At 56.8% G+C, this 18,632-nt stretch carries 18 protein-coding genes; 15 read left to right on the top strand and 3 right to left on the bottom strand.

Going from position 1 to position 18,632, the window contains the following annotated elements; translation table 11 throughout:
- Positions 1 to 37: 37 nt before the first annotated feature.
- Complete coding sequence (locus DW088_RS05405) at positions 38 to 430, top strand: TIGR04076 family protein (RefSeq protein WP_118360033.1); 393 nt, start codon at positions 38 to 40, stop codon at positions 428 to 430.
- A 40-nt stretch (positions 431 to 470) separates the two neighbouring features.
- On the opposite strand, the gene DW088_RS05400 is transcribed toward DW088_RS05405, so the two are convergent.
- The 3 genes from DW088_RS05400 to DW088_RS05390 all read right to left on the bottom strand — a co-directional run bounded on the left by DW088_RS05400 (position 471) and on the right by DW088_RS05390 (position 3,566).
- Positions 471 to 1,514, bottom strand: coding sequence for an alcohol dehydrogenase (locus DW088_RS05400; protein ID WP_118360032.1), 1,044 nt, complete (start codon positions 1,512 to 1,514; stop codon positions 471 to 473).
- Positions 1,515 to 1,589: 75 nt separating this feature from the next.
- Positions 1,590 to 2,333, bottom strand: coding sequence for a DUF554 domain-containing protein (locus DW088_RS05395; protein ID WP_118360031.1), 744 nt, complete (start codon positions 2,331 to 2,333; stop codon positions 1,590 to 1,592).
- A 66-nt stretch (positions 2,334 to 2,399) separates the two neighbouring features.
- The gene (locus DW088_RS05390; RefSeq protein ID WP_158574616.1) at positions 2,400 to 3,566 is read right to left on the bottom strand and encodes a tRNA(Met) cytidine acetate ligase; all 1,167 of its coding nucleotides are present in this window, start codon (positions 3,564 to 3,566) and stop codon (positions 2,400 to 2,402) included.
- A 165-nt stretch (positions 3,567 to 3,731) separates the two neighbouring features.
- Here DW088_RS05390 and DW088_RS05385 point away from each other — a divergent pair, with 165 nt between their 5' ends.
- From DW088_RS05385 to DW088_RS05320, 14 genes are all read left to right on the top strand, one after another.
- Positions 3,732 to 4,943: an acetate/propionate family kinase gene (locus DW088_RS05385; RefSeq protein ID WP_118360029.1), complete on the top strand. Its 1,212-nt coding sequence runs from the start codon at positions 3,732 to 3,734 to the stop codon at positions 4,941 to 4,943.
- A gap of 75 nt (positions 4,944 to 5,018) precedes the next feature.
- Positions 5,019 to 5,912 carry a CPBP family intramembrane glutamic endopeptidase gene (locus DW088_RS05380; protein WP_118360028.1) on the top strand — a complete coding sequence of 298 codons (894 nt, stop codon included), beginning with the start codon at positions 5,019 to 5,021 and terminating at the stop codon, positions 5,910 to 5,912.
- Between the two features lie 12 nt (positions 5,913 to 5,924).
- Entirely contained in the window at positions 5,925 to 6,728 is an 804-nt protein-coding gene (locus tag DW088_RS05375; RefSeq protein WP_118360027.1) for a PHP domain-containing protein, read from the top strand.
- A gap of 19 nt (positions 6,729 to 6,747) precedes the next feature.
- Entirely contained in the window at positions 6,748 to 7,650 is a 903-nt protein-coding gene (gene ispE, locus DW088_RS05370; RefSeq protein WP_118360026.1) for a 4-(cytidine 5'-diphospho)-2-C-methyl-D-erythritol kinase, read from the top strand.
- 64 nt (positions 7,651 to 7,714) lie between these two features.
- The gene (locus tag DW088_RS05365) at positions 7,715 to 7,936 is read left to right on the top strand and encodes a hypothetical protein (protein ID WP_118360025.1); all 222 of its coding nucleotides are present in this window, start codon (positions 7,715 to 7,717) and stop codon (positions 7,934 to 7,936) included.
- 68 nt (positions 7,937 to 8,004) lie between these two features.
- Entirely contained in the window at positions 8,005 to 8,511 is a 507-nt protein-coding gene (locus DW088_RS05360; protein WP_116704737.1) for a DUF4330 domain-containing protein, read from the top strand.
- 5 nt (positions 8,512 to 8,516) lie between these two features.
- Entirely contained in the window at positions 8,517 to 10,115 is a 1,599-nt protein-coding gene (locus tag DW088_RS05355) for an O-antigen ligase family protein (protein WP_118360024.1), read from the top strand.
- A 929-nt stretch (positions 10,116 to 11,044) separates the two neighbouring features.
- Positions 11,045 to 11,947 (top strand): substrate-binding domain-containing protein, encoded by a 903-nt coding sequence (locus tag DW088_RS05350; RefSeq protein WP_118360023.1) that lies wholly within the window; start codon positions 11,045 to 11,047, stop codon positions 11,945 to 11,947.
- Positions 11,948 to 12,013: 66 nt separating this feature from the next.
- Positions 12,014 to 12,880 (top strand): phosphate ABC transporter permease subunit PstC, encoded by an 867-nt coding sequence (pstC, locus tag DW088_RS05345; RefSeq protein WP_118284621.1) that lies wholly within the window; start codon positions 12,014 to 12,016, stop codon positions 12,878 to 12,880.
- Positions 12,877 to 13,758 carry a phosphate ABC transporter permease PstA gene (pstA, locus tag DW088_RS05340; RefSeq protein WP_118360022.1) on the top strand — a complete coding sequence of 294 codons (882 nt, stop codon included), beginning with the start codon at positions 12,877 to 12,879 and terminating at the stop codon, positions 13,756 to 13,758. The genes pstC and pstA overlap by 4 nt, the downstream gene beginning before the upstream one ends.
- 13 nt (positions 13,759 to 13,771) lie before the next feature.
- The gene (gene pstB, locus DW088_RS05335; RefSeq protein ID WP_118360021.1) at positions 13,772 to 14,524 is read left to right on the top strand and encodes a phosphate ABC transporter ATP-binding protein PstB; all 753 of its coding nucleotides are present in this window, start codon (positions 13,772 to 13,774) and stop codon (positions 14,522 to 14,524) included.
- The gene (phoU, locus tag DW088_RS05330; RefSeq protein ID WP_116704734.1) at positions 14,524 to 15,192 is read left to right on the top strand and encodes a phosphate signaling complex protein PhoU; all 669 of its coding nucleotides are present in this window, start codon (positions 14,524 to 14,526) and stop codon (positions 15,190 to 15,192) included. Before pstB ends, phoU begins: the two co-directional genes overlap by 1 nt.
- Before the next feature lie 20 nt (positions 15,193 to 15,212).
- On the top strand, positions 15,213 to 15,896 hold the full coding sequence (locus tag DW088_RS05325; protein ID WP_118360020.1) for a winged helix-turn-helix domain-containing protein: 684 nt from the start codon (positions 15,213 to 15,215) through the stop codon (positions 15,894 to 15,896).
- Positions 15,893 to 17,542: a sensor histidine kinase gene (locus DW088_RS05320; RefSeq protein WP_118360019.1), complete on the top strand. Its 1,650-nt coding sequence runs from the start codon at positions 15,893 to 15,895 to the stop codon at positions 17,540 to 17,542. The genes DW088_RS05325 and DW088_RS05320 overlap by 4 nt, the downstream gene beginning before the upstream one ends.
- The last annotated feature ends 1,090 nt before the right edge of the window (positions 17,543 to 18,632 follow it).

Below are 18,632 nucleotides of genomic sequence, written 5' to 3'. Positions count from 1 at the left end.
TCGACTGATATGGTGGCTTTTCTCTTGAATACAGCAGGTGAATGGTGATGAACAAGTAACTGTTCTGGACAAAAAACTGTATCCGGAGCTGCAGCAGCAGTATTGCGCCGACCCGTCCTTCGGCGTGTGCCCCTGTTACAACGTGGGAGATGAATTTGAATTCTACCGCGATGATGTGCGGGACGATTTCTGGCACATGGGTATCAACACGCTGACCAAAACCACCGGTGATGCTGATGCCGTTGCAGGCGGTCCGAAACTGTCGTTCTGCTCCGAGGCCTGGGATGCGATTTCGTGCTGTATCTATACCGGACTGCAGGGCGGCTCGATTATGAAGGGCTGGATGAAGCGCGAAAACGAGATGATAACCTGCTGTTCGGACGGAACACGGCCGGTTATCTTCAAAATCGAGAGAATCGACTGCGAATAAAATGCAAAAGCGGCAGAGGCTGTGCCTCTGCCGCTTGTTTTTACTTCTCCGGAGGCGTAATTGCCACCTTCATTACACCGTCGCGGCGCTTCTCAAACAGATCGTACGCCGCTTCAATCTCATTCAGCGGAAAAATATGCGTGATGAGCGGTGTGGTATCCAGCTGACCGTTTTCAATCAGCCGCAGGATTTCTGCGGTGTCGCAGCCATCCACGCCGCCGGTCTTGAAGATCAGGTTTTTGCCGTACATATCGGGCAGGGGAAGCACCTGCGGCTTGTCATACAGTGCAACAACGGTGACAACGGCGTTCGGACGGGCGCACTCCCATGCAAGACGGAAGCTTTCGTTCGAGCCTGCCACCTCGCAGACCACATCCGCGCCGCCGTGCGGGCTGTTCAGCTGCACGAACTCCTGCGCGTGGTCGGGCGTGATGGTGAGCACATCGGGATAGCGCTCGCGCACAAAGCGCAGCCGTGCCGGATCGGGGTCGCAGATGATGATCCTGTGCGGGTGATGCAGCATGGTGCACAGCATGGTGCAGATGCCGGTGGGCCCGGCACCGAGGATAAGCACGGTGTCGCCCTGCCTGATCTCGGAAATCTTGGCGGCCCAGTAGCCGGTGGCGAGCACATCGCCGGCAAACAGCGCCTGCCGGTCGGAAACGCGATCGGGAATGACGGTCAGACCCTGATCGGCATACGGCACGCGGGCGTACTCCGCCTGACCACCGTCAATCCGACAGCCGAGTGCCCAGCCGCCGTTGGGATCGGTGCAGTTGTTGACAAAGCCGTGCTGACAGAAAAAGCAGTGTCCGCAGAACGTCTCCACGTTGACGGCTACACGGTCGCCGGGTTTGACGGTTTTGACTGCCGAACCGACCTGCTCGACTACGCCGACCATCTCATGGCCGACCGTAATACCGGGTACGGCACGCGGCACCGAGCCGTGCTTGATGTGCAGATCGCTCGTGCAGATGCTCGACATGGTAACGCGCACTACCGCGTCTCCTGCATGCGTGAGAACGGGTTCCGGCTTGTTCTGCAGGGCAAACTCACCCTGTTTTCGATAAGTGTAAGCGAGCATAGTTTACGGCTCCGTTTCGTTAAATGTTGTATCCATTATACGGGAGGGCGAAAAGAAAGTCAAACGGTGTCGATTTTATAAGGTGCCGAGAGTCGGGAAAAACTGCGCCAGAAAGAAAAACAGCACCGGCAGGAAGATCGCAGGCAGCAGATTGCCGACGCGCAGCTTGCTGTTGAAGATGAGATTCAAGCTAATGGCAAAAATCAGCACGGAGCCGACACACGACATTTGACCAATCAAGACATCGGTCAGCCAGGGACGGATGAATCGTGCCATCAATGTAATGCCGCCTTGATAGAAGAAAATCGGCACAATAGACAGGTATACGCCCTTGCCGAGAGATGCGGCGAAGAGAATCGAGGCAACACCATCCAGAATAGCCTTGGCAATCAGCATGGTTGGGTCACCATTCAGACCATCGTTTAATGCACCGACAATTGCCATTGCACCGACACAAAACAGAAGAGATGCGGTAACGAAGCCTTCAACAAATCGGCTGTCCCCTTTGGCAGCAAAGTGTGATTGACAGAATGCACCGAAATCCTCCAGTCGCTGCTCGATATTCAGCGCTTCACCGATGACAGCGCCGAGTGCCAGACAGAGTATAAGCAGCATGGTATGCCGGGTGCCGATTTCGCCATCCTGTATGGTCAATACTTCGCTGAGTGTTCCGCCTATACCGATAAAGCAGGTGGTTAGTCCCAGTCCCTGCATGACCGTTTTTTCAAAGCGTTTCGGCAGACCGTTTTTTAACAGTATACCGATAGTAGTGCCGATAAGCACCGTGCCAACATTTACAATGGTTCCAAGACCAATCATAAAATCCCCTCGTTTCACTTTACAACGCTAAAGTTTATTGTAAAGCAAAATGAGAGGATTGTCAATTCAGCGCAGACAGAACGGCGTTTTGCGGAAATGCCCACCGCCGATTCTCCGTTCGGGATCGGGAAGCGCAAGCGCAAACAGGTCGTCCGCGAAGGCATCGCGGCAGAGTGCCGCTTGCAGATTTGCGGGCAGCCGTTTTTCCGTTGCCGGTTTGACAATAACGGGCAGGGCAGCCTGCCTGAGCGCCGCACGTCCGCGCACGCCGAGTGCCAGCACGCGCAGATAAGCAGGGGAGACGGGTGCGTCTGCCTCCACACCGAGCACCGCGCGCAGCAGCGTGCGGCGCACCCGCGCCGCCGGAAAACGGCGTGTCCGTGCCTTTTCTACGGCATCCAAGAACGAATGTGACGTATAGACCGCCTTGCACAGCCGCTCATCAAAGCCGTCTGCCGAGCCGGTCCGCAGTCTGCCCTGATAGAGTGCCGTCCGCAGCAGCGCGAGCAGTGTGTCCTCCGGCAGAGCGACCGGCGCTTCACCGCAATCTGCGGCTTTCGTCCACACGGCGCGAGACGCAGGCGGCAGGAACGGTGCGCAGAACGCAAAATCGCCGTTTCGCAAATGCGCTCTCAGCAGACTCGCCGAGGCAAAGCCACTGTGCGGCGCGCATGCATCGTGGGCCGCGCCCTGCCGGAGCACCGCAAGCGGATGCATCCCGAGCGGGAGCAGGAAGCGGCAGTATTCCACGGCAAGCGTGTTGTTTGGATTGTCTAAAAGAGCTGCAGCCTGTTTGTGAACTTTCGATAATTCCTCTTGCCGTCTGGCGGCGTAGGACAGGTGCGGAGAACCGGATTCACCCTCCATCGGCAGGCTGTTCAGGAGTTCTGCCGCCTGTAAAAGCAAATCCGTATCCGCAGTCTCCGCGCCGAACGATACCGTGCCGCACCCGAGTGCGTGCAGCGTCTGCACCGCACCCTTGGCGAAGCCCTCCGCCGAGGACAGCGCCGCAGCAAGCGGCAATTCAACCACGAGGTCAGCGCCGCAGCGCACGGCCATTTCGGCACGCGCGTACTTATCCAGCACGGCAAAATCGCCGCGCTGGACGAAATTGCCGCTCATCACGCACACAATCACGGCGTTTTCGCCGAGGCTGCGCCGGGTTTCGGCAATATGGTGCAGATGGCCTGTGTGAAACGGATTATACTCGGCGGTGATGCCGCATACGGTCATGACGGTGCTCCTTTCAGCGAGATGACAGCGGTCTGCAAGGTAAAAACCTCGAAAAAGGGGTTGTACATTTGCAAAGAATCGTGTAGAATAAAAATATAGCATTATTATATAGGCTTCCGCGGCTTTATGCAAGCCGCCAAATACGGCATAAGGGAGTTTTCACAAATGAAAGTATTGGTAATCAACGCTGGCAGTTCTTCGCTGAAGTACCAGCTGCTCGACACCGAGTCGGGCGAGGTAATGGCGAAGGGCCTGTGCGAGCGCATCGGCATCGACGGTGTGCTGACCCACACCGGCAACAAGTCCGATGAGAAGTTCAAGTTTGACATCGCAATGCCCACCCACAAGGAAGCGATCCAGTCTGTTATTAACATTCTGCTCGATCCGGAAAAGGGTGTCATCTCCTCTATGAGCGAGATCGACGCAGTAGGTCACCGCGTTGTACACGGCGGCGAGTTCTTCTCGGACAGCGTTATCATCACCGAGAAGGTCCTCAAGGCTATCGAGGACTGCGTACCGCTGGCACCGCTTCACAATCCGCCTAACCTGACCGGCATCGAGGCTTGCCGCGAGGTTATGGGCCCGGATGTTCCGATGGTCGCAGTATTCGATACTGCATTCCACCAGACCATGCCGCAGTCCCACTACATGTACGCTGTACCGTACGAGTACTACGAGAAGTACAAGATCCGTCGTTACGGCTTCCACGGCACCAGCCACAAGTACGTTTCTCAGCAGGCTGCTGAGATGCTCGGCCGTCCGCTCGAGGAGCTGCGCCTGATCACCTGCCATCTCGGCAATGGTTCTTCTATCTGCGCAATCAACGGCGGTAAGAGCTTCGATACCTCCATGGGCTTCACTCCGCTGGACGGTCTGCCGATGGGCACCCGTGCCGGCAACATCGACCCGGCTATCATCGAGTTCCTGGCTGAGCACGAGCACATGGACGCACACGAGGTCATCAATATCCTGAACAAGAAGTCCGGTATGCTGGGTATCTCCGGCGTATCCTCCGACTTCCGCGATCTGGATGCTGCTGTTGCTGACGGCAACGCGCGTGCTGCTCTGGCGAAGGATATGTTCAACCTGTCCGTTAAGAAGATCATCGGTTCCTACGTTGCTGAGATGGGCGGCGTAGACGCTATCATCTTCACCGCAGGCGTAGGTGAGAACGACCGTTCGGTTCGCTGGGATGTCTGCGAGCACCTCGAGTACCTCGGCATCAAGATCGACCCGGAGAAGAACAAGTACCGCGGCAAGCAGATGGATATCTCCATCGACTGGGCACGCGTTCGCGTTCTGGTTATTCCGACCAACGAGGAGCTTATGATCGCCAAGGATACCGAGCGTCTGGTAAACGAGGCCAAGGCTCAGTAAGCCTTTCGTCAATTAGACAAATATGGGGGCGGAGCATAGGCTCCGCCTCTGTTTTTGCCCGGAGAGGAAACTTTTATGGAGCAAATTGATATCCCGCAGGAGCGCCGCTACTGCTCGAAGCTGGGATTTTCCGTGCTGGCGATCATGCTGTGGTCGATCCTTTGGCAGTTCGGCCTGTACTGGCTGGATGGTTGGATCCTGCCGTTCCGCATACCGGAAACGCTGTATTACCTGCTGCTGCTCGTCGGACATTATGCGGTATCGCTGCCGATTGTGTTCTGTTTGTGGCGCAAAACACCGCCGATGCCGTTCTGCAGGGAGCGGGCAGGCGCAAAGCGCATGGGCCGGTGGTTTGTCATCGGCTGTGCGCTGATGTGGCTCGGTTCGCTCATCGGCACGAATATCAACGACATGGTCTACACCTTGACCGGACGCGATCCGGTCGGCATGGTGGACGAGAGCTTTTCGCAGATGTCCATGACGGCCATCGTTCTCGGTGCCTGCATTATCGGTCCGCTGTGTGAGGAGCTGGTGTTCCGCGGCCTGCTGGCCGGCCGTCTCGCGCGGTACGGGCAGAAGCCGGGCGCCTTCATTTCTGCGCTGCTGTTCGGACTGTATCATGCCAATCTGGAGCAGTTTTTCTACGCCTTTGCGCTCGGTCTGCTGCTGTCCTATGCGTACTACCGCACCGGACTGCTGCGCACCTCGGTGCTGCTGCACATGCTGTTCAACATCATCGGCTCAGTGGTGCCCATGCTGCTGCTGGATACCATAGCCGCGCAGTCGGCGCTCGGTCTGTTCTGGATGGCAATGCTGGTGATCGGCATGATCCTGCTCGTTCGCGGCAGAAAACAGCAAGTCTGGCTGCACGGACCCTGTGCGCCGTCGCTCAAAGCCGTTTTGCAGAATGCAGGCATGTTTCTGCTGATCGTCGCCTGCTTTGTGCAGACCGTGTTCAATTATCTATAAGGAGGAACGTCCATGCGGGTAGACCTGCATATGCACACCGGATATTCGGCCGATGCCCAGTATCCGCAGTCCATCGACGATAAAATCCACGCCTGCGAGCAGGCCGGACTGGACATCATCGGCATTACCGATCATCTGGATTTTCTGCGTTCGGGCAGCACGCGCGACAACCGTGACCCGGAAGCCTGTGCGCGCGAGGTATGGGAAAAGCGCCGTCCGGCAGGGAACGGCGGTATTGAGGTTCTGGCGGGTATGGAGATCGGCCAGCTGCACGCCACACCGGATGCGGACGATTTTGTCCGCACGCATCCGTTCGATATGGTCATCGGCTCGCTGCATGCCATGCCGAACGATCTGGATATCTACTTTCACGACTTTCCCAATATGGACTGCGACAAGTTCCTGCACGAGTATTTCGATCAGCTGCTGCTGCTCGAGGAGCACGGCGGCTTTGATGTGCTGGCGCACATTGACTATCCGCTGCGAGTGATGAAGCACGGCGACTATATCCCGTCGTTTGACAATTATATGAACCGCGTACAGCAGGTGCTGCGCTCGTGCATCGACCACGGCTACGCGCTTGAGCTGAATGCTGCCGGCATTGCGGGCTGGCAGAAAAAAGTCGGTCCACCGCAGAATATTCTGTACGAATACAAGCGCATGGGCGGCGAGCGCATCTCGATCGGTTCGGATTCGCATACGCTGGACACTATGGCACGCGGCGTAGACGACTGCGTGAAGAATGCACTCGACGCAGGCTTTACCCACGTTACCGTGTTCCGAGAGCGCAAACCGGTGCAGATCGCACTGAAATAAATGTAGAGGCTGAAATAACATGTTTTTTGGAAGAAAGCAGGAAATTACACACACGGATACGACTGTTCGTGCCCGTGCAAAGATCAACTTGACGCTTGACGTCACCGGACGGCGGGAGGACGGCTACCACACGGTGGAGATGGTCATGCAGTCGATCGCACTGCACGATACCGTGCGCGTTACCACCATTCACGGCGAGAAAAAGCCGCGCGGCATCGTGCTGAGCTGCAGCCTGCCGTTTCTGCCGACCGACGAGCGCAATCTGGCGTATCGTGCGGCGGAGCTGTTCTACAAGGAGACCGGCGCACTGCTCGAAACCTGCGAGATTCATATCGAAAAGCGCATTCCGGTTGCGGCGGGTCTGGCAGGCGGCTCGACGGACGCGGCGGCTGTACTGCGTGCGCTCAACGCATTGCATACAGCCGGTCTGACCGACGACGAGCTGTGCGAGATGGGACTTAAACTGGGTGCCGATGTGCCGTTCTGCCTGCGCGGCGGCACCATGCTGGCGCAGGGCATAGGCGAGGAGCTGAGCCTGCTGCCCGATATGCCGCACTGCTGGGTCGTGCTGTGCAAGCCGCCGTTTGCGGTGCCGACCAAGGAGGTCTATCAGGAAATCGACAGCGTGGATATCCTCGAGCATCCGGACAACAAGGGCATGATGGCCGCACTCGATCAGGGAGATTACGAGGGCGTGTGCGCGTACCTGTCCAACGTGATGGAGACCGTTACGGCGGCAAAACGCCGTCAGATCGGCGAAATCAAGTCGTTTCTCGCAGAAAACGGTGCGGACGGTACGCTGATGAGCGGCTCCGGTCCGACCGTGTACGGCCTGTTCTCGGATGAGAGCCGCGCCAAAACGGCAGCGAAAATGCTGCGCCGCCGTTTCGCGGACACGTTCCTGACCGAAACCTGCAATTAAACGGGTATAGAAAGCCGCCTTTCGGGCATACTGGGTACACCGGATGCAGAAAGGCGGTTTTGTTATGCAGAAACAGGATAGAAAGGCTCTCGCGGCAGTGCTGACAGCGGTTTATGTGCTGTTCTGGTCGGCGTTTGCGCCGCAGAGTCCTCGTGCGGCATGGTGGTGTACGGCATTTTCCATCACCTGCGAGGAGGCGGCAGCAGGAAAGGACGCGGGAAACAGCGAGAAAATCGAGTTCCGCTCTTTCCTTGTTGATTTGTTTCGACACAAAGATAACACTTAACTTTTAACGCTCCCTATGGTATAATGACACAGTGAAACACGAAATTCATTTGCCAACGGAGGAAATTTATGAAGATCATTAACGAAAAGGGCAAGCTGTTCGGCATCATCAATGTTGTCGATCTGCTGGTGCTGGTCGCTGCGATCGCTGTCGTAGCGGGTGTCGGCTACAAGCTGTTTGCCAAGCAGATCAAGGAGGTTGCGTCTCCGCAGGTCTCCCTGACGATGACCGTCCGCGTACGCGGTGCAACGCCGTTCCTGGTAAACGAGGTGCAGCGCAACAGTCAGGTAGGCAAGTCGCTGGTAAACGGCAACAGCTATGTCAATGCGCAGATCACCGATATGAAGATCGAGGATTACAATCAGCAGGTTACCACCGCTGACGGCCGCATTGTAACGGCAACCGATCCGGAGAAGAAGGATCTGGTATTCACCATCACGACCAAGGTTTCCAAGGGCACGCCTGCACCGGCCATCGGTACGCAGGAGGTGCGCGCAGGCCGTACATTCATTGTAAAGACCAACGATTTTGAGACGACCGGCAACATTGATTCGGTCGATATTGCGGATAATTAAAGCCTATGAAAGCGTTATTTGAAAACAGTCTGTTCGTGCGGCTGTTGATGTGTCTGCGCGCATGGTACCACGAGGGCGCTATCGCGGGATTCTTTAACCGTATCCGGCAGGCGTACCCAAGCTCAGTGTTCTGCCGTCTGTGGAATAAATTCTGCGCGGCACCGATATGTACCTCGGCGAACAGCATCTATGCGCGGATTCTGGCAGCGCTGCGCCGGTTTGTCGAAAAACTGGGCGGAATTGCGGCAAACAGCCTGATCTACCGCATCTGCCTTGCCGTCTGGCGGCCGATTGAGCGTGTCGCAGGCGGCGGCCTGATCGGCAGAGCCTGCAGGTTCGTCGGCATGCGCGGTCTGCTGCTGATTTGTCTGGCGATGTATCTGCCGCTCGATTCCGCTGTCCGCTGGGTGTCGGATGCCGGCTATCTGCCGTCGTTTGTGGCATCCGTGTGGGATGAGTGCCTGATGCTTGCTGCATTTGCGTACATCCTGTGGCACATGGCGATGAAGCGTGCGCCGCTCGGATCGCGTGCTACGCCGGTGGATGCCTATCTGCTGCTGTTCATCGCGGTCGGCTTTTTCCTGATGTGTGCGGTTTCGCCGAATACGCATATCGCGGTAGCGGGCTACCGTGCGGTTGTGGAGTACCTGTTCTGGTTCTTCCTCGTCACCCGCCTGATTGAAAACGACCGCGATTTCGCGGTATTCTACGGTGCGCTCGTCGTGATGGCGCTCTGCATTGCGGCACACGGCATTTATCAGTATATCGTAGCCGCGCCGATCCCGTCGAGCTGGGTCTCCCAGACCGAGGCCAGCGTGCGTACGCGTGTGTACTCGCTCACCGGCAGCCCGAATATCATGGGCAGTCTGCTGGTGCTGTTTGCCCCGATGGTGGCAGGACTTGCATATTACAGCAGTAAAATGTGGGTCAAGGTGCTGGCTATCTGCGCGACCGGCATGATGTGCCTGAGCTGCATTTTCACCTTTTCCAAGGGTGCCTGGGGCGGTCTGGCAGTAGCCGTTGTGATTTTCGCCATCTTTCTGGACCGTCGTTTGATCGCTCTGATGGGCGTGGCCGGTGTCGGTGCACTGCTGGCAATCCCGTCTATTGCGAACCGCATTACCTATCTGTTTACCGCGGATTACCTTGCAGCAAGCCGCCGCGCAGGTCGTGTCATTCGCTGGTCCAAGGGTCTCAAGCTGCTGCAGGAGAGCAATCCGGTGCTCGGCTTCGGCCTCGGCCGCTTCGGCGGCGCGGTTGCCATGCAGAACAAGGTCATCGAGGAGACCAAGGATTTCTCCTACTTCTACATGGATAACTATTATCTGAAAACGCTGGTTGAGATGGGTTATCTCGGTCTGGCGTTCTTCATCCTGCTGTTGTTCGGTCTGGTGCTGTGGAGCCTGCGCTCGATCGGCCGTACCGGCTACACCAAGGGCGACCGCACGCGCGTGCTGGCAGTTTCCATGTTCGCAGGTATGTGCGGCGTGCTGGTGCACTGCTACTTCGAGAATATCTTCGAGGTGCCGTATATGATGGCGTATTTCTGGAGCATGGCGGCAGCGGTTATGTACCTCGGGTACTTCCGAAAACGAAAAACCTGATTTTTTAGAGAACCTTCGTGAGAGGGTTCTCTTTTTTTCTCGGCACCGACTCGGCGGGGCATACGAACTGCGTTAGCGTGTTCGCCCCTGACGGGCGGGGAGTTTTCGCTTGCGATCAAGCGGGGAGTTGCGCTCTGCGGAGCGCGGGATTCGCCGCGCCCCGCGGCGGGGCAAGAGGGTAGACACCTACGGTTTCTACCCTCTTAACTCCTGTTTCCCTTTATTTCTTAGTCTGGCGCAGATTGCCTACATGTGACCGCTTCGAAATGGGGGAACGGCAGAGGATTTTTTCTACCGTAGGGGAGCACAGTGTGCTCCCATGCCGAAATCTATACGCAGTGCCGGATACCGTTCTGCTACACATACGGGCTACTCTGCGCAGGCGCGGCATGACCGTGCCGCGCAATTCGTGAGCGCGTTATAATAGACAGGGTCTGCGAGGATAAATTGTACCAAACGTCTAAATTCGCAGGTGCCGTGCGTTACAACGTGCCAAAGAGTTGCGCGGCACTGCTATGCCGCGCCTGCTTAGATGAAATCACATGTGTAGCAGTATGGTATCTGACCCTGCGAACAGGTTGAGAAAGACACGGAAGAAAAAATCCTCTGCCGTTCCCCTATTTCGCAGCGGTCACATGTCGGCAATCTGCGCCAGACTATTTAACAAGGGAAAGGTAGGAGTCCAAAGAGGAAGGAAAACCGCAGGTTGTCCTTCCTTTTTGCCCCCGCGGCGGGCGCCGTACTCTCCTGCGCTCCGCAGAGCGCAACTCCCGCTGAATCGCAGGCGAAAATCCGTATTTAACAAAGATTTTACCAGAAAAAACACACTTTACTTAAACTTAACGAACTCTCGCTTTTGCATTTTACAAAACTTCCGTAAGATAATCTTGTAACAAAAAACGAAGACGAATGTAAAAGGAGAACAAATTATGAAAAAGAGCATTTCCATGCTTCTGGCAGCACTGATGCTGACCGGTGCACTGAGCGGCTGCGGCGGCAGCTCCTCTTCCGATTCTTCGGATTCCCAGGCAAGCGGTAATGACAGCGGCGTATCCGGTGCGATCACCGTTATCTCCCGTGAGGATGGTTCCGGTACGCGCGGCGCGTTCATCGAACTGACTGGTGTAGAGGAGAAGAACGACGCAGGCGAGAAGATCGACAATACCACCGCGGATGCCGAGATCGCCAACAAGACCGATGTTGTACTGACCAGCGTAGCAGGCAACGAGAAGGCTATCGGCTACATTTCCCTCGGTGCGCTGAACGACACCGTAAAGGCTGTCAAGGTAGACGGCGCAGAAGCTACCGTAGATAACGTAAAGGCAGGCACCTACAAGCTGTCCCGTCCGTTCAATATTGCAACCAAGGGCGAGCCGACCGGCGTAGCCAAGGATTTCATCAACTTCATCCTCTCCAAGGAAGGTCAGGCTGTTGTAACCAATAACAAGTACATCGCTGTTGACGACAATGCAGCAGCCTTTACTTCCGACGGTTCCTCCGGTCAGATCGCAGTTGGCGGTTCCTCCTCGGTATCCCCGGTTATGGAGAAGCTGATCGAGGCGTACAAGGCTGTAAACCCGAACGCAAGCATCGACCTGCAGACCTCTGACTCCACCTCCGGCATGACCGGCACGATGGACGGCACCTTTGCCATCGGCATGGCATCCCGCGAGCTGAAGGACGACGAGGCTGCACAGCTGACCGGCACCGCCATCGCACTTGACGGCATCGCAGTAGTTGTAAACCCGGCAAACACCGTTGACGACCTGTCTATGGATCAGATCAAGGGTATCTATGTCGGCGACATCACCGACTGGAGCGACCTCGCGTAAGCGAATCCACAGACTGATAAAACAGGGCGAAGCGATTCGCCCTGTGCCTGTATAGGAGATAGATTTATGAAAAACCTTCGGGAAAACCTGATGCACATGGTATTTTTTCTCTGTGCGCTGACCTCCATCTTTGCGGTGGTGCTCATCTGTATTTTCCTGTTTGCGAACGGTGTGCCTGCCATGAAGGAGATTGGCCTGCTGGATTTCCTCACAGGCGCGAAGTGGAAGCCGGGCAACGACATTTACGGCATCCTGCCGATGATCCTCGGCAGCCTGTACATCACCGCCGGTGCGATCGTTATCGGCGTGCCGATCGGTCTGCTGACGGCGGTATTCATGGCATTCTACTGTCCGAAAAAGCTGTACGGTCTGCTCAAGCCGTGCACCGAGCTGCTGGCCGGTATTCCGTCTATCGTATACGGCTTCTTCGGCATGGTCATTATCGTACCGGCAGTCCGTGCGGTGGCAGGCGTGTTCGGTGCGGATATCTCCGGCTCGTCCATTCTGGCGGCGTCCATCCTGCTCGGCATTATGATTCTGCCGACCATCATCGGCGTGTCCGAAGCGGCGCTGCGTGCGGTTCCGATGAGCTACTACGAGGGCGCCGTCGCCATGGGCGCACGGCATGAGCGTGCCATATTCACGGTTATGGTACCGGCTGCCAAGTCCGGCGTGCTGGCTGGCATCGTGCTCGGTATCGGCCGCGCCATCGGCGAGACCATGGCGGTTATCATGGTAGCGGGCAACCAGCCGCGACTGACCGGCAGTATGCTCAAGGGCATCCGCACCATGACGGCAAACATCGTGCTTGAGATGGGCTACGCCACCGGCCTGCACCGTGAGGCGCTTATTGCGACCGGCGTTGTGCTGTTCGTATTCATTCTGCTCATCAATCTGGCATTCTCGGTTCTCAAAAGGAGGAAGGAAGCATGACAAGAGAAGCTGTCTCTGCTGCAAAACCGGCAGTGCGCGTACAGGCAAAGACCGGAAAGGTGCACGGCGCCGCATCTGCGGCTGCGCTTAAGGGTCTGGTGTACGGTGCGGCTGTGCTGACCTTTGCGGTGCTGCTGTTCCTGCTCGGCTATATTCTGGTGACGGGCATTCCGCATCTCAAGCCGTCGCTGTTCCAGTGGAATTATACCTCTGAGAACGTCTCGATGATGCCTGCCATCCTCACTACGGTTGAAACGACCGCGCTGGCACTGCTGCTGGCCGTGCCGCTCGGCCTGTTCACCGCCGTGTACCTGAATGAGTACGCCAAGCGCGGCAACAAGCTGGTAAACGTCATCCGAATCACGACCGAGACGCTTTCCGGCATTCCGTCCATTGTGTACGGCCTGTTCGGCATGCTGTTCTTCGTCACCAGGCTGCACTGGGGATACTCGCTGCTGGCCGGTGCGATGACGCTGGCGATCATGATCCTGCCGCTCATCATGCGTACCGCTGAGGAAGCACTGATAGCAGTTCCGGATTCTTACCGCGAAGGCTCGTTCGGTCTGGGCGCCGGACGTCTGCGCACGGTATTCCGCATTGTGCTGCCTGCTGCGGGTCCCGGCATCCTGTCCGGTGTTATCCTCGGCATCGGCCGCATCGTCGGTGAGACCGCGGCGCTCATCTTTACCGCAGGCACCATGGCACAGATTCCCGGCCTGTTCCAGTCCGGCCGTACGCTGGCTATCCACATGTATGTGCTCTCGGGTGAGGCGCTGCACATGAACGAGGCAAATGCTACCGCAGTCGTTCTGCTGCTGGTGGTCCTGCTGATGAATACGCTTTCCGCTCTGGCAGCGAAAAAGCTGACCAAGAAGTAAATGGAGAATGAACATGGAAAATAAGATCGAAATTCACAATATGAATCTGCATTACGGCGATTTTCACGCCCTGCACGATATCAATCTGGATATCAAGGAGAATGAGATCACCGCATTCATCGGACCGTCCGGCTGCGGCAAGTCTACGCTGCTGCGTTCGCTCAACCGCATGAACGATCTGGTGGAAAACTGCCGTATCACGGGCGATATCATGCTTGACGGTCAGGATATCTACAGGAACTGTGACGTCAATCTGCTGCGCCGCCGTGTCGGCATGGTATTCCAGAAGCCGAATCCGTTCCCGATGTCGATTTATGACAACATCGCCTATGGTCCGCGCACGCACGGCATCAAGAGCCGTGTGCAGCTTGACGAGATCGTCGAGACTTCGCTCAAGCGTGCCGCTATCTGGGAGGAGACCAAGGATAACCTCAAAAAATCCGCGCTGTCCATGTCCGGCGGTCAGCAGCAGCGTATCTGCATCGCGCGTGCGCTTGCCGCAGACCCGGAGGTGCTGCTGATGGACGAGCCGACCTCTGCGCTTGATCCGATCTCCACCGCGAAGATCGAGGACCTTGTGCTCGAGCTCAAAAAGGATTATACTATCGTTATGGTAACGCATAATATGCAGCAGGCCACCCGTGTTTCGGATACGACCGCGTTCTTCCTGCTTGGCGACATGATTGAAGTGGATGACACCGAAAAGCTGTTCTCCATGCCGTCGGACAAGCGCACGGAAGACTACATTACGGGGAGGTTCGGCTAATGAGAAACCGTTTTGACAATCAGCTTGCGGAGATGAACAATGAGCTGATCTCGATGGGAGCACTATGCGAAAACGCAATCGCCAGTGCGGTAAAGGCTCTGCTTGAGGGCGATATCAAGCTGGCGGCGGCCGCCATCCGCATCGATCAGGAGATCGACCGCAAGGAACGCGAAATTGAGTCCATGTGCCTCAAGCTGCTGCTGCAGCAGCAGCCGGTGGCAAGCGATCTGCGTCTGATCTCCTCCGTGCTGAAAATGATCACGGATATCGAGCGTATCGGTGATCAGGCAAGCGATATTGCGGAGATTGTAACGTATCTGTCCGGTGCGTGCGGTCACAACACGCATATAGACCAGATGGCGCAGGCAACCATTAAAATGGTGACCGACAGCCTGGACGCGTTTGTCCGCCGTGACCTGACCCTTGCATGGAGCGTTATTGAATATGATGACGTGGTAGACCGCCTGTTTGACGAGTGCAAGAGCGACCTCATCGCGGAGATCGCGCAGAACCCGGAGGACGGCGAGCGCGTACTCGATGTGCTGATGATCGCCAAGTATCTGGAGCGTATCGGCGACCACGCGACCAATATTGCCGAATGGGTGGAGTTTTCCATCACCGGCTCGCATAAAAGTGCAATGCACGGCGCGGAAGCGGCGGCACGCTGACAGAAATCGGAGTGTAATATATGATATACTGTGTGGAAGATGATGCGGGTATCCGCGAACTGGTGGTGTATACACTGCGCAACACCGGTTTTGAGGCTGACGGCTTCGAGGACGGTGCGGCGCTGACCGCTGCTCTGAAAAAATGCAAGCCGCAGCTGATTCTGCTGGATATCATGCTGCCCGGCGAGGACGGCATCACTATTCTGCGTCGTCTGCGCGCAGCGCCGGATACGGCGAGGGTTCCGGTCATTCTGCTGACTGCGAAAAACACGGAGTACGACAAGGTAGTCGGTCTGGACACCGGTGCGGATGATTACATTCCCAAGCCGTTCGGCATGATGGAGCTGATCGCGCGCATTCGTGCGGTCCTGCGCCGCACCGAGGATATGCAGGACAAGGATGAGCCGCGTCCGCTGGTAGCCGGCGGCATCTGTGTGGATGAGCGTGCTCACACCGTATTCGTTAACGGGCAGGAGGTGCAGCTGACACTCAAGGAGTATCAGCTGCTGTGCCTGCTGATGAAAAACCGCGGTGCCGTGCTCACGCGCGATGTGCTGCTCGAGAATATCTGGGGCTATAATAATGAAAGCGAAACCCGCACGGTCGATGTGCATATCCGCACGCTGCGGCAAAAGCTGGGCGCGGACGGTGCGCTGATCGAGACTGTCCGCGGTGTCGGCTACCGCATGGGAGAGCACACATGAGAAAGCGCGTATTCGGCAGCATTTTTCTCACGTCGCTTGTCACGCTGCTGCTGACGACCGGGCTGCTGCTGCTGGCAGTTCACGCCGGTCTGACCAATGACATGCGGCGGCGGCTGGTGACGGAGAGCAGCTACCTGTCTGCGGTGGATAATATCCGGGAGAAGCTGGAGAAGTTCGGCTCGGTATATGCCGACCGTTTGACGCTGGTCGCGCAGGACGGCACGGTGCTGTACGACAACCGCACGAATGCCTCCGAGATGGAGAACCACGCCGTCCGTCCGGAGATTGCGGCGGCAGAGCAGAACGGCACGGGCGAGGACAACCGTCTGTCCGAAACCTTCGCTGAGCAGACGTTTTATTACGCGGTCCGTCTGAAAAACGGCGATATTCTGCGCATTTCCGCAACTGCGGACAGCGTGTTCGGCGCACTGTCGAATGCGTCACCGTGGATTGTGCTGATCATCCTGCTGACGCTGCTGGTTGCAGCTGTGCTGGCAGGCTGGCTGACCGGTCTGTTCCTCAAGCCGATCGAAGCGCTCGACCTGCATGATCCGATGAAGGGCGATGCCTATGACGAGCTGTCGCCGCTGCTGCACCGTATGGACAAGCAGAACCGCAAAATTCAGGCGCAGATGGACGAGCTGCAGCGCCGCCAGGCTGAGTTTGACGACATTACGGCCCGTATGGACGAAGGTCTGGTGCTGTTTTCCGGCAAGGGCATGATTCTGTTCGCCAATCACGCTGCGCGGGCGCTGTTTCCGCATGACAGTGCGGAAGGCAGCTATCTGACGCTGTGCCGCGATGCGAATTACATTCAGGTGGTCGAGCAGGCGCTCGACGGCAAAGGCGCGCACGGAAAACTCGAGCGGAACGGCCGCATTTATGAACTTACGGCAAGCTCGGTGGAGGAGAACAGCGCATGGCACGCGGCCGTGCTGCTGATCGTGGATATTACCGAGCGCGAGCGTGCCGAGCAGCAGCGGCAGGAATTTACCGCCAACGTGTCGCACGAGCTGAAAACGCCGCTGACCAGCATCATGGGCTACGCGGAGATCATCGCGGGCGGCATTGCCAAGCCGGAGGACGTGGCGCCGTTTGCGGGCAAGATCCGCACGGAAGCGCAGCGGCTGCTGGCGCTCATCGAGGATATCATTCACCTGTCCCGGCTGGATGAAGGCGGAGAAACGGTGGTCTTTGAGCCGGTGGAGCTGTCCGCACTCTGTGATACTGTGCGCGACCGCCTGCAGAGCAAGGCAGCAGGCAAGGGCATCGCGCTGCGCATCGAGGGAGAACCGGCTGCGGTTTCCGGTCAGCGCCGCACGCTTGAGCAGATGATCTTCAATCTAACGGATAACGCTATCAATTATAATAAGCCGCAGGGCAGTGTGACGCTTGTGACCGGCACAGAGAACGGCCGGCCGTTCGTGCAGGTGGCGGATACCGGCATCGGTATCGCGCCGGCGGACCAGCAGCGCGTGTTTGAGCGGTTCTACCGCGTGGATAAGAGCCACAGCAAGATGACCGGCGGCACCGGACTGGGGCTTTCGATTGTCAAGCATGGTGCGGCGCTGCATCATGCGGAGGTTGAGCTGAAGAGTGCGCTCGGCGAGGGGACTTGCATTACTTTGCGGTTTCCTAAAGAATAAGCTGCGCTCTGCGGAGCGCGGGAGACTGCCGCATCCGCGGCGGGGACAAAGAGGAAGGGACACCTGCGGTTTCCCTTCCTCTTTGAACTCCTGCCTTTCCCTTGTTAGATAGCCCGGCGAAAATCGGAGAGCGGCGACCGCTTCGAAAATAAGAGTACGGCAGAGAATTTTTTCTTCCGTGTCTTTCTCAACCGATTCGCAGTGTCAGATAACGTACTGCTACACATACGGTTAAATCTACGCAGGCGCAACATGACCGTGTTGCGCAATTCGTTAATCTGGAGTTTGCGCACGGCACCTACGGATTAGGCGTTTGGTACAAGTTATTTTCGCAGGCCATGTCTGTAACAACGCGCTCACGAATTGTGCGGCACGGTTATCCCCCAGGGGACCCTCTCTTGCCCTGCGGGCAATTCACCTTGTGTCGCGCCCAGCGTAGAGTAGCCGGTCTGTGTAGCAGAATGGTATCTGACACTGCGGATATGCGGATACATGGCGCACGAAGTGCGACCATGCGGAAGAAAAGATCCTCTGCCGTTCCTTTATAGTCTCAGCTCTGCAAATTTCGCCGTGCTAAATAGGAAGAAGGATGATTCACAAGAAGGAGGGAACCTTGGTTCTCTCCTTCTTGTGCCCCTGCCGGGCAGGCAAGTTCCGTTCGCCTCGCAGGCGAAATCACCTCAAAAAAGAAAATCTCAAAAAAATTAAGAATTTTTGAAAAAACACTTGCGCGATACACCCGGTGTAGTGTATACTAATTACAGTTGCGCAAATGCGTAACCGAATTGCCGCGCAAAGGAGTTTCTCCCGCGCACGCCCATTGGCCATTAACCGGATTTTCCCGGCGTGGTCCCTGGTGCGGTCCAAAAACGGCCGACCTGCCGTTATACCGGGTAATCAAGCAATTTGACTGCAAAACAGGCTAAAACTGCGTAAAAATCAGCACTTTTTCCGATTGCAGCCATTGGTTTCTCGTGCTATAATTAACGCTGGTCTGGTTGAGTACTGGACCGGCGATTTTTTATCCCCGCCGCTGTCCGTGGAAGGGCCACGAACAGTGTAAAGAAAAGTGGAGGGCAAACAGACAAAT

The sequence above is a fragment of the Butyricicoccus sp. AM05-1 genome, assembly GCF_003474415.1.
In the GTDB taxonomy this organism is placed as follows: Bacteria; Bacillota; Clostridia; order Oscillospirales; family Butyricicoccaceae; genus Agathobaculum; species Agathobaculum butyriciproducens.
The sequence above is the reverse complement of the archived record's forward strand: the minus strand, read 5'-3'. Positions and strand labels throughout refer to the sequence as shown.

Coding starts and splice junctions, on each gene's coding strand:
- DW088_RS05400 (WP_118360032.1), bottom strand. CDS start 1,514: ATGCTCGCTTACACTTATCGAAAACAGGGTGAGTTTGCCCTGCAGAAC.
- DW088_RS05395 (WP_118360031.1), bottom strand. CDS start 2,333: ATGATTGGTCTTGGAACCATTGTAAATGTTGGCACGGTGCTTATCGGC.
- DW088_RS05390 (WP_158574616.1), bottom strand. CDS start 3,566: ATGACCGTATGCGGCATCACCGCCGAGTATAATCCGTTTCACACAGGC.
- DW088_RS05385 (WP_118360029.1), top strand. CDS start 3,732: ATGAAAGTATTGGTAATCAACGCTGGCAGTTCTTCGCTGAAGTACCAG.
- DW088_RS05380 (WP_118360028.1), top strand. CDS start 5,019: ATGGAGCAAATTGATATCCCGCAGGAGCGCCGCTACTGCTCGAAGCTG.
- DW088_RS05375 (WP_118360027.1), top strand. CDS start 5,925: ATGCGGGTAGACCTGCATATGCACACCGGATATTCGGCCGATGCCCAG.
- ispE (WP_118360026.1), top strand. CDS start 6,748: ATGTTTTTTGGAAGAAAGCAGGAAATTACACACACGGATACGACTGTT.
- DW088_RS05365 (WP_118360025.1), top strand. CDS start 7,715: ATGCAGAAACAGGATAGAAAGGCTCTCGCGGCAGTGCTGACAGCGGTT.
- DW088_RS05360 (WP_116704737.1), top strand. CDS start 8,005: ATGAAGATCATTAACGAAAAGGGCAAGCTGTTCGGCATCATCAATGTT.
- DW088_RS05355 (WP_118360024.1), top strand. CDS start 8,517: ATGAAAGCGTTATTTGAAAACAGTCTGTTCGTGCGGCTGTTGATGTGT.
- DW088_RS05350 (WP_118360023.1), top strand. CDS start 11,045: ATGAAAAAGAGCATTTCCATGCTTCTGGCAGCACTGATGCTGACCGGT.
- pstC (WP_118284621.1), top strand. CDS start 12,014: ATGAAAAACCTTCGGGAAAACCTGATGCACATGGTATTTTTTCTCTGT.
- pstA (WP_118360022.1), top strand. CDS start 12,877: ATGACAAGAGAAGCTGTCTCTGCTGCAAAACCGGCAGTGCGCGTACAG.
- pstB (WP_118360021.1), top strand. CDS start 13,772: ATGGAAAATAAGATCGAAATTCACAATATGAATCTGCATTACGGCGAT.
- phoU (WP_116704734.1), top strand. CDS start 14,524: ATGAGAAACCGTTTTGACAATCAGCTTGCGGAGATGAACAATGAGCTG.
- DW088_RS05325 (WP_118360020.1), top strand. CDS start 15,213: ATGATATACTGTGTGGAAGATGATGCGGGTATCCGCGAACTGGTGGTG.
- DW088_RS05320 (WP_118360019.1), top strand. CDS start 15,893: ATGAGAAAGCGCGTATTCGGCAGCATTTTTCTCACGTCGCTTGTCACG.